Source organism: Pseudomonas sp. RAC1 (genome assembly GCF_030658255.1).
Taxonomy (GTDB): domain Bacteria; phylum Pseudomonadota; class Gammaproteobacteria; order Pseudomonadales; family Pseudomonadaceae; genus Aquipseudomonas; species Aquipseudomonas boreofloridensis.
The window spans coordinates 23,589-33,681 of the sequence record NZ_JAUTXS020000006.1 but is presented as its reverse complement, the minus strand read 5'-3'; the positions used below and the strand labels follow the sequence as shown (position 1 = coordinate 33,681).

The window sequence follows — 10,093 nt, the reverse complement described above, 5'->3', positions numbered from 1 at the left end:
GCGCGCCAGTTCAGACGCCGCCCATCGCGACCTCAGGAGGCCGAGCAGAGGTGGCATGGAGGGGGTTGACGGGCATGGATGCCCGTCAAGCGCTTGGGGCCATGGATGGCCCCTAAGCGCGGTACCCCCGGAATGCCACCGGCGCGAGGGAACCCCGCAGCGCAGCGAAGGGGCCGTATGCGGGAGCAAGCGGTTTTTGCCCCTCTTTTTTCCAAGAAAAAAAGAGGGTCGCCGTAAGGGCGAAAAGGTGACTCAGCCTCAACAAAGCCACCGGATAAGCCCCCAAACCACCCGTCCCCTCCCCAAAAGAATCAATGAAAATCCCGGCTCCTAACCTCAAGCCCCTCCAACAACCCACTGACATCTTCAAGCCGCCGAGCAACAAGATGCAGCACCCCTTTCTCCCGTTCCAACCTCCCCCTGACCTTCAACAACCGAGCCCCCACCAACACCCCCCGCTGCCGCTCCGCCAACTCCCGCCACACCACCACATTCAGCAACCCATGCTCATCCTCAAGCGTCACAAAGGTCACCCCGCTGGCAGTCTGCGGTCGCTGCCGCCCCACCACGATCCCAGCCACGGCAACCGCATCCCCATGCCCCAACGCCTCGAGCTCCATCAGACTGCGGCACCCCAACCCCCGCAAACGCCGCCGTAACAGAACCAACGGATGAGGTCCAAGCGTCGTACCCAACGAGGCATAGTCGGCAAACACCTCTTCAGCCACCGTCGGCACCGGCAATGACACCGCCGCTTCCGCCACAGGTTCGAGCCCTGCGAACAAGGGCAACTGCGCCTGCACCGCAGCCACCTTCCAACGCGCCTGGTGCCGGTCCGCAGCCAGCGCCCTCAGGGCTCCAGCATCGGCAAGACGCGCGCGGGCGCGGCTGTCCAGGGCGGCACGCACACACAGATCCTCGACATCACGCCAGGCACGCTGCGCCCGCGCCTGCTCCAGACGCCGCGCATCCTCCTCACTGAAGCCGCGGATCTGCCGCAACCCCAGACGGATCGCCAAGTCGCCGTCTTCCCTCAATTCCAACGTACAGTCCCATGCACTGTGGAACACATCCACCGCACGCACCTCAATGCCCTGCCGACGCGCGTTCTGCAACAACTGGTCGGGACTGTAGAAGCCCATGGGCCAGCTATTGACCAACGCACAGGTGAAGATCGCCGGCTCATGGCACTTCAGCCAACTGCTGGCGTAGCACAACAAGGCGAAGCTGGCCGCATGGGATTCGGGAAACCCATAACTGCCGAAGCCCTTGATCTGCTCGAAGATGCGTTCGGCGAAGGCTGCTTCGTATCCGTTGCGCTGCATGCCCTCGAGCAGCCGCACACGATGTGGCTCCAGCCCACCGTGTCGCTTCCATGCCGCCATGCTGCGACGCAATTGGTCGGCCTCGCCTGGGCTGTAGTCGGCCGCGACCATCGCCAGCTCCATCACCTGCTCTTGGAACAAAGGCACACCCAGGGTGCGTTCGAACACCGCTTCGAGTTTCTGCGACGGGTAACTGACAGGCTCATCGCCCATGCGACGACGCAAGTACGGGTGCACCATGTCGCCCTGGATCGGCCCAGGCCGCACGATGGCCACCTCGATCACCAGGTCATAGAAGGTGCGTGGCTGCAGCCGTGGCAGCATGGCCATCTGCGCCCGCGACTCGATCTGGAACACGCCCATGGTCTCGGCGCGGCTGATCATCGCATAGGTGGCCGGGTCTTCCTGGGGGATGGTGGCCAGGGTCAGATCACGACCCCGGTGCTGCCTGAGCAGGTCGAAGCAGCGACGCAAAGCGCTGAGCATGCCCAAGGCGAGCACATCGACCTTGAGCAAGCCGACCATGTCCAGGTCGTCCTTGTCCCACTGGATCACCGTGCGTTCGGGCATCGCCGCGTTCTCCACCGGCACCAGGCGATCCAGCGGTTGCTCGGAGATGACGAAGCCGCCGGGGTGCTGCGACAGGTGCCGGGGGAAGCCTATCAATTCGCCTGCCAACACCAGAATGCGCCGCAACCACGGGCTCTGCGCCTCGAAGCCGGCCTCGCTCAGGCGTTGGGCGTCGGGTATGCGGTCGCTCCAGCGTCCGCAGCACTGGGCCAGGGCATCGATCTGGTCGGCCGGCAAGCCCAGCACCCGGGCCACATCGCGTACCGCACCGGCAGCATGGTAGGTACTGACCACCGCCGTCAGTGCTGCGCGATGACGACCATACCGGCGAAACACGTACTGGATGACCTCTTCACGCCGGTCGTGCTCGAAGTCCACGTCGATGTCCGGCGGCTCATTGCGTTCGCGTGATAGAAAACGCTCGAACAGCAGGTGATGGCGGGTGGGGTCCAGCTCGGTGATGCCCAGCACGAAGCACACCACTGAGTTGGCGGCAGAGCCCCGGCCCTGGCAGAGAATGCCTTGGCGTCGAGCGAAGGCGACGATGTCATGCACCGTCAGGAAGTAGCTTTCGTAGCCCAGTTCTTCGATCAAGGCCAATTCGCGTTGCAACGCCTGATGAACCTCGTCGTCGGCGCCATTTGGCCAGCGATCCGGTACGCCCTGCAGGCACAGGTGACGTAACCAGGTGGCGGGGGTATGGGTGTCTGGCACCAACTCGCGCGGGTACTGATATTTGAGCTCGCTCAGGTCGAACCGGCAACGCTCGGCGATGACCAGGGTCTCGGCCAACAGTGGCGCGGGATACAGCTGAGCGAGTTGATCGCGGCTGCGTAAATGTCGCTCGCCGTTGGGGTACAGATAGCGGCCTGCCTCAGCCACCTTGCAGTGCTGGCGGATGGCGGTCATGCAGTCCTGCAGGGCCCGGCGACCGCGCACATGCATGTGCACATCGCCGCAAGCCACGAGCGGTAATTGCAATTGCTGCGCGAGAAGGTGGACTGCTCGCAGGCGCTGATCGTCGTCGGGGCCACGGTGCAGGTGCAGCGCCAGCCACAAGCGCTCGGGAAACAGGCGCTGCAACCAATCGGCATCGGCATGATCGGCGAGTGAATCGGCAACCCACAGCGCCAGCAGACCTTGGGTGCAATGCTCCAAGTCCTCGGCAAGCAATCGATACTCGCCCTTTTCAGCCCGGCGCCGCGCACGGGTGATCAGCGCACAGAGATTCTGGTAGCCCTCGAGGTTTTCGACCAGCAGCACCAGGCATGGCCCGTCGTGCATCCGCACTTCGCTACCGACGATCAGCCGCACGCCGTGCTCGCGGGCCGCCTGCCAGGCCCTGACGATACCGGCCAAGGTGCATTCGTCGGTGATCGCCAGGGCCTGGTAACCCTGCTCACCTGCCCGACGAAACAGCTCGTCGGCACTTGAGGCGCCGCGCTGGAAGCTGAAGTTCGACAGGCAGTGCAGCTCGGCGTATTCGGGCGGCGTCATGCGAACCAGCCCTGCAGCCACAAGGGTCCAGGCTGCGCGAGATCGCGATAGGCCCAGCCGCGCAAGCCGTCGCGGGTTTCGATGCGGTAGTAGTCGCGGCGCACGTCGCCACCGTCCCACCAGCCCGACTCGATGCGTTCAGCCTTGCCCAACCAGTGCACACCCGATTCGGGCAAGGCTTGAGCCTGGCTCAGCAGCCAGCCAGGACGGCTGCCAGGGATGACCACAAGGCCGCTCGCCGCGCCCTGCTCCGCTGTCTGCCAAGCGTGTTCCGGACGATGATCGGCAGCGGCGCACAGGCTCTTGACCGCCTCGTCGCCCAAGCGGGCGCGCAGACGCTCGCGCAATTGCTCCCAGGGCTGGGCCTGCTGCGCACGCGGGTCGAACAACGCTCGGTGCTGAGGCACGAACGCTGGCAGGTCCTCGGCCAGCAAGCGCAAGGTGCGCACTGGGGCGGCAATACGCAAGGGCTCGAGGCGACCACGCGCCAGCTCGAACAACATCGCAGGCTCCCGCTCGGCAGCCAGCAGGCCAACCTTGAGTACGGTGTCCGGACCTTCGACATGCTCCAGGTGCAGCTCGAAGCGCTGCACGCCACAGTCACGTCCGGCGAGAAAGGCTGCCAGGTCGTTGAGCAGACGGCGCAACGGAAACAGCAACGCCTGATGCGACTCGACATCGAAATTCAATTCCAACCGTGACTCGAAGCGATCAGGCGGCTGATAGAAATCCAGGCCAAGGGCACGCAGGCCGAACAGGTGATCCAGGTGCAACTGCACACTGGCGGCGAAGCGTCGGGCCACGGCATCGCGAGGCAAAGCCTGCACCTGCGCGAGTCGATGCAGGCCCATGCGGGACAACGCCTGGGCAGCCTCGGTCGGCAAACCGACGCGGTCCAGCGGCATGTTCGCCAGCGCGGCGCGGGTCTGCTCGGGGCAGGTCAGCGCGAGGCCATCGTGACCGTTTGCCAGCATGCGAGCGGCCACTGGATTGCTCGCCAGCACGATGCGATGGCGCAGGCCCAACGCCTGCAGCTCTTCGCGCAGGCGCGCCTCGAAACGTGACCAGGGGCCGAACAATTGCAGGCTCGAGCCCACTTCCAGCAGCAGTGCGCGTGGGTAGTGCAGGCTGACCTGGGCGCTGAAGCGGTAGGCCCAGGCTGCCAGCAGTTGCTGCACCTGCTCGATGCGCGCCGGTTCCACCTCGACACAGGTGAATCCTTCGGCCAAGGCGCGGGCGGCGGTCAGCGTCTGGCCCGCACGCAGCCCCAGCGCTGCGGCGGCGCCATTGACCGCTTGCAACACCCGACGCTGCGCGGGACCGGCCAACAGCACCAGCGGCGCATCGGCGTCGTCGCGCCCGCGCAGGACGGTGTCCAGCGCCAGTTGCGGCAGCAGGATGCAAGCCCAGAGCATGGTGCATCAACCTCGCCCGGCAGTGCTGATGGGGGCCGCCGGCACCAGGCCACCGCGGCACTTGAGCACCCGCCACTGCGCCGGGCGGGTATCGATGGCGATGCGTAGGGCCGCAGGCGACGGGTTGTGTGCCGCCTGTTGCGGGCGACAGGCGAACGCCAGCGCCTCACCGGTTTCGGCAGCCACCTGCAAGCGACGCAAGGCGCGATCGTCGACCCGCTCCGGCCAGCACAGCACCGCCGCACAACTGCCCGAACGCAGGCATTGCTCGGCAGCCCAGAGCGCTTCGTCCGGTTTGGCCTCGACCTGCGCCAGCCAGCGCAGGTCGACCCCGGCGGCCTGCCAGGCCGGGGCATAGGGAATGAACGGCGGCGCCACCAGCAGCACCCGCCCGCCCTCACCGCTCAGGCGCGCCAGCGTGGGCCACAGCAAGTGCAGCTCGCCGCAGCCCGGGCTGGCCAGCAGCAGTTCACTGAGCGCCGCCGGTGGCCAGCCGCCTTCGGGCAAGCGTGCATCCAGGTCGGCATGACCGGTAGGCTGCAGGCCCAAGGCGCGGGGCTGAGCCTGTCGCCCGCGCCAGACACGACGCTGGTCGAGCAGCCCGTCGAGATCGACCACCGCGCCCATCAGTCACGCCTCACCAGGCCACAGAACACCCCTTCGATGCAGAAGTCGTGCTCGGGGCCGACCTCGATAGCAGCATAGGCCGGGTTGCGCGGCAGCAGCCGATACCCACCGCTGACCCGCTCCAGCCGCTTGATGGTGACCTCGCCGTCGAGCCGGGCAACGACGATCTGCCCGTCGCGGGCCTCGGCCTGCTGCAGGATGCCCACCAGGTCGCCATCGAGTATGCCGTCGCCGATCATCGAGTCGCCGCGCACCTTCAGCAGGTAGTCCGGTGTGCGCCGAAACAGGCTGGGGTCGATCAGCAGTTGCTCGTGGATGTCCAGGTCCGGCCCGATCGGCGCACCGGCGGCCACCCGACCGAGCACCGGCAATTCCAATACCTGCGGACGGCGCGCGGTTTGGGCCAGGCGAATGCCTCGCGCCTGGTTGGGCGTGACCTCGATGAACCCCGCCTGATGCAAGGCGCTGATGTGCTTGCGGGCCACACTGCGCGAAGCGAAGCCGAAGCGCTGGGCGATATCGGCCAGACTCGGTGGCTGACCGTGCTCGGCGATGCGTTCACGGATGAAGTCGAGGATGGCGCGGCGTTTGGGAGTGAGCGTATTCATGGAGCACATTTGTACTCTTTTCGCAAAACACTGAACAGCCCCCTTCGTCGCCACATTGGTTATAGTGGCCGCTGAATTGTTTCTTCACCTGACAGGAAGCCCGATGCTGACCGCCCTGCTGTTCGACCTCGACGGGACCCTTACCGATACCGATACCCTGCATCTGCAGGCCTTTCGCAAGCTGCTGCACGATCACGACGGTCGCGAATTGACCCAGGCACAGTTCAACGAACAGGTCAGCGGTCGCTCCAACGGCCTGCTGTTCAAGGAACTGTTCCCTCAGGCCGATGCCGCCCAATGCCAGGCCTTGGCCGAACGCAAGGAGGCACTGTTCCGCGAGCTGTCGCCCCGCCTCGAACCCCTGCCCGGTCTGCTGCGCCTCCTGGCCCACGCCGAGCAGCAAGGCCTGGGCATGTGCGTAGTCACCAATGCGCCACGCCTGAATGCCGAACACATGCTTCAGGCCCTGGGGCTGATCGAACGCTTCGAGCATGTGCTGGTGGCTGACGAGCTGGCGCGGCCCAAGCCCGATCCCCTGCCCTATCTCACTGGCCTGCAACGCCTGAACGCCAAGGCCGAGCAGGCGCTGGCCTTCGAGGATTCGCTGCCGGGCGTGAAAGCAGCGGTCGATGCCGGCATCTTCACCGTGGCCCTGGCCACCACCCAGCCGGCCGAGCGCCTGCTGCAGGCGGGGGCAGGACTGGTGATCGACGATTACCAGGACCCGCGCCTATGGACACTGATCGAGTCCATGCAAGCCAACGCCTGATGCACCAATGCCAGGGGCGCAGCGCTCAACCCCGAGCGCGTCGCCCCTGTATCAGGAAGACCAACAGCCCCATTGCCGGCAACGCCGCGCCCACCAGCACCACGCCCGTCCAGCCGTACCCGGCGTAAACGGCGCTGGCCACCGCCGAGCCGAGGGCGCCGCCAATGAAGATACTGGTCATGTACAGGGCATTGAGCCGTCCACGGCTGGCCGGATCCAGTGCATACACCTCGCGTTGACCGATCACCATGTTCATCTGCACGGCAAAGTCCAGCAGCACACCGGTCAGCGCCAGGCCTACCACACCCGCCCCCGGCGCTGTCAGCCCGAACAGCAGCGACAGCGGTGCCAGCGTCAGGGCCAACAGGGTGCCCAGGCGCGCATGGCCCGCGTCGGCCATGCGCCCGGCAATCGGTGCGGCGATCGCGCCCACCGCGCCGATCAGGGCGAATACGGCGATCTGGCTCTGCGACAAACCGTGCTCCTGCGTCAGCGCCAGGGGTACGGCAGTCCAGTACAGGCAGAACCCACCGAACATCAGCGCCTGATACAACGCGCGCTGTCGCAACGGCCGGTGGCGCCGCAACAGCCCGACCAACGAGGCCATGAGCGCCGCATAACTGGCCCTGTGCTCAGGCACCCGACGCGGCAAGGTCAGTGCCAGCAACAGCACCATCGCCGCCATCAGCCCCGCGGCCGCGATGAAGACGGCACGCCAGCCGAAATGGTCGGCGATCAGGCTCGATAGCGGACGCGCCAGCAGAATCCCCAGCAGCAGACCGCCCATGATGTTGCCCACCACACGCCCGCGTTGCTGCTCCGGTGTCAGGTGGGCCGCCAGCGGAATGAGCATCTGCACCGACACCGAACTGAAGCCGATCAGCAAGGCGTAGGCCAGGAACAGATGGCCCTGCCCCTGCCCACTGCTGCCGGCCAGCAACAGGCTGACGCACGCCAGAACAGCCGTGGCGATCATCAGCCGGCGGTTCTCCAGCAGGTCGGCCAGCGGTACCAGCAACAGCAGGCCCAGGGCATAGCCGATCTGGGTGAGCGACACGATCAGGCTGGCGCGTTCGGTGGACAGCCCCAGGTCCGGCGCGATCAGGCCGACGATGGGCTGCGCGTAGTACAGGTTGGCGACGATGGCGCCGCAACAGAACGCGAGCAGTATCACCAGACCTCGGCTGATCGACGCTGCGGCGGGTGAAGTCAAGGTACGAGGACTTGTCATGGTCAGGTTGATACCGGGCGGAGTATGCCGCGCACCTTAGCGGCTACGCAGCGCGGAGGAAACCATGAGGACGCGAGATGCGCGAAGTAGCTGACTGCGACCCAGGGTCGCGGCGGATCACAGACGCAAAACCGGCTTTAGAACACCGCAAAGCGGTCACTTAACAGATCAAACCTGACAGATTCGTCAAAAAATGACGTATCAGTTTGTAAACGTTGTTACATCGAACAAGTGGTCACAGATCATGGCGACATGGCATCATTGACGTCAAAAATCTTACACATGGTGACGAAAGCATACTTTGCCGCAGGTCACCCGGCGCCAGATGTGTTGCCTAGATGCCGCGACACGCCGGCCACCGAGGGCCTGCCTGCCACATCCCAAGGAGTAGCGAGATGCAGTTAAGGAATATGAAGATCGGAATCAGGGCGGCGTGTGTCTTCGCATTGCTGGGGGTGCTGGTGCTGATCATGGGCCTGGTCGCCCTGTACGAAACCCGGCGCATGGACGGCGCCACCGACGAAATCCGCGTGACCTGGATGCCGGCGATCATCGCCCTCAATGAGGTCGGCACCAGCCTGGGCCGGGCCCGCGCACTCACCTTGCGCAGCGTGATCGAAGCAGACCCCGCCGCACGCCAGGCCACGCTCAGCCGCATCGGCGACATCAACAACGAGCTTGCCGAAGGCATCAAGACCTACGAGGCCACCATCGAGGAACAGGACGACCGCGCCCTGTTCAACACCTTCACCCGCTTGTCCGAGCGCTACCACGGCCTGCAGAAGTCCATCCGCGAGGCTGCCGCCAATGGCGATATCGCCCAGGCCCAGCGCCTGGTCAACGGCCCGCTCGCCGAATATGCCGACACCATGATGAAAGCCCTGGGCGAGTTGATGCAGTACAACACCAACGGCGCGGACAAAGCCTCCCAACTGAGCAGCGACACCTATGACGAAGCCTTCCTGCTGATCGTCGCCGCGCTGGTCACCATTCTCATCGCCCTGGCCGCCATCGCCGTGTTGCTGACCCGCAGTATCGTGCTGCCTTTGGGCGAGGCCGTGCGGGTAGCCGAACGCGTGGCCACCGGTGACCTCACCCAAGAGATTCACATCGTCGGCCGTGACGAGCCGGCCTTGCTGCTGCGCGCCCTGAGCCGCATGCAGCAGAACCTGCGCGACACTATCCGGCAGATCGCAGCGTCCTCCGACCAACTGGCTTCGGCTTCCGAAGAGCTGCACACGGTCACCGAAGACACCAGCCGCGGCCTGCATCAGCAGAGTGCCGAGATCGATCAGGCAGCCACTGCCGTCAACCAGATGACGGCGGCGGTAGAAGAAGTGGCGAACAACGCGGTCAGCACGGCCGATGCGTCCAAAGGCGCCGACCAGACCACCCGCGACGGCCGCGATCAGGTCAACCAGGCCTTGAGCTCGATCCAGCATCTGGTCGAAGACGTTACCGGCACCTCCAGCGAGATCGAAGCGCTGGCCACCAGCGCCAATGAGATCAGCCGCGTGCTCGATGTGATCGGCTCGATTGCCGGGCAGACCAACCTGCTGGCACTCAACGCGGCCATCGAAGCGGCGCGCGCGGGCGAAGCCGGACGCGGCTTCGCCGTGGTGGCTGACGAGGTGCGGGCACTGGCGCACCGCACGCAGCAGTCCACGGCGGAAATCGAACAGATGATCGGCGGTATCCAGACCGGCACCGAGCGCGCCGTCGGTTCGATGCACAGCAGTCAGGGGCGTGCCAGCGGCACCTTGGAAGTGGCCCAGGCCGCTGGCCAAGCGCTGGAGTTGATCGCCGAGGCCATCGCGGCGATCAACCAGCGCAATCTGGTGATCGCCAGTGCTTCGGAACAGCAAGCGCAGGTGGCGCGCGAAGTGGACCGTAATCTGGTCAACATCCGTGACCTGGCGATGCAGACCTCGGCGGGAGCCAACCAGACCAGCGCGGCGGCGCAGGACCTATCGCGCCTGGCGGTGGAGTTGAATGGGATGGTGGCGCAGTTCAAAGTCTGATTCAGAGAGACCGGGGCCGCCCTGCGGCCC

General features: G+C 65.6%; 7 protein-coding genes. 2 read left to right on the top strand and 5 right to left on the bottom strand.

All coding sequences use genetic code 11. From position 1 onward, the window contains the following. Positions 1 to 311: 311 nt before the first annotated feature. The 4 genes from Q7C30_RS00685 to lexA are packed head-to-tail and all read right to left on the bottom strand — an operon-like array spanning position 312 to position 6,051. Positions 312 to 3,413, bottom strand: a complete 3,102-nt coding sequence (locus tag Q7C30_RS00685) for an error-prone DNA polymerase (protein WP_317870275.1) — start codon at positions 3,411 to 3,413, stop codon at positions 312 to 314. Beyond that, positions 3,389 to 4,807, bottom strand: a complete 1,419-nt coding sequence (locus Q7C30_RS00680) for a DNA polymerase Y family protein (protein WP_039577007.1) — start codon at positions 4,805 to 4,807, stop codon at positions 3,389 to 3,391. Before Q7C30_RS00680 ends, Q7C30_RS00685 begins: the two co-directional genes overlap by 25 nt. Positions 4,808 to 4,813: 6 nt before the next feature. Next, positions 4,814 to 5,434 (bottom strand): translesion DNA synthesis-associated protein ImuA, encoded by a 621-nt coding sequence (imuA, locus tag Q7C30_RS00675; RefSeq protein WP_116887992.1) that lies wholly within the window; start codon positions 5,432 to 5,434, stop codon positions 4,814 to 4,816. Further along, positions 5,434 to 6,051: a transcriptional repressor LexA gene (lexA, locus tag Q7C30_RS00670; RefSeq protein WP_317870274.1), complete on the bottom strand. Its 618-nt coding sequence runs from the start codon at positions 6,049 to 6,051 to the stop codon at positions 5,434 to 5,436. The genes imuA and lexA overlap by 1 nt, the downstream gene beginning before the upstream one ends. Before the next feature lie 94 nt (positions 6,052 to 6,145). On the opposite strand from lexA, the gene Q7C30_RS00665 reads away from it, so the two are divergent. Beyond that, the gene (locus Q7C30_RS00665; protein ID WP_295487652.1) at positions 6,146 to 6,811 is read left to right on the top strand and encodes an HAD-IA family hydrolase; all 666 of its coding nucleotides are present in this window, start codon (positions 6,146 to 6,148) and stop codon (positions 6,809 to 6,811) included. A 25-nt stretch (positions 6,812 to 6,836) separates the two neighbouring features. Here Q7C30_RS00665 and Q7C30_RS00660 read toward each other — a convergent pair whose 3' ends face one another. Further along, positions 6,837 to 8,042: an MFS transporter gene (locus Q7C30_RS00660; RefSeq protein ID WP_317870272.1), complete on the bottom strand. Its 1,206-nt coding sequence runs from the start codon at positions 8,040 to 8,042 to the stop codon at positions 6,837 to 6,839. A gap of 395 nt (positions 8,043 to 8,437) precedes the next feature. Between Q7C30_RS00660 and Q7C30_RS00655 the strand changes: the two genes are divergently transcribed. Next, positions 8,438 to 10,063: a methyl-accepting chemotaxis protein gene (locus Q7C30_RS00655; RefSeq protein WP_317870270.1), complete on the top strand. Its 1,626-nt coding sequence runs from the start codon at positions 8,438 to 8,440 to the stop codon at positions 10,061 to 10,063. The last annotated feature ends 30 nt before the right edge of the window (positions 10,064 to 10,093 follow it).

Coding starts and splice junctions, on each gene's coding strand:
- imuA (WP_116887992.1), bottom strand. CDS start 5,434: ATGGGCGCGGTGGTCGATCTCGACGGGCTGCTCGACCAGCGTCGTGTC.
- Q7C30_RS00660 (WP_317870272.1), bottom strand. CDS start 8,042: ATGACAAGTCCTCGTACCTTGACTTCACCCGCCGCAGCGTCGATCAGC.
- Q7C30_RS00655 (WP_317870270.1), top strand. CDS start 8,438: ATGCAGTTAAGGAATATGAAGATCGGAATCAGGGCGGCGTGTGTCTTC.
- Q7C30_RS00680 (WP_039577007.1), bottom strand. CDS start 4,807: ATGCTCTGGGCTTGCATCCTGCTGCCGCAACTGGCGCTGGACACCGTC.
- lexA (WP_317870274.1), bottom strand. CDS start 6,051: ATGTGCTCCATGAATACGCTCACTCCCAAACGCCGCGCCATCCTCGAC.
- Q7C30_RS00665 (WP_295487652.1), top strand. CDS start 6,146: ATGCTGACCGCCCTGCTGTTCGACCTCGACGGGACCCTTACCGATACC.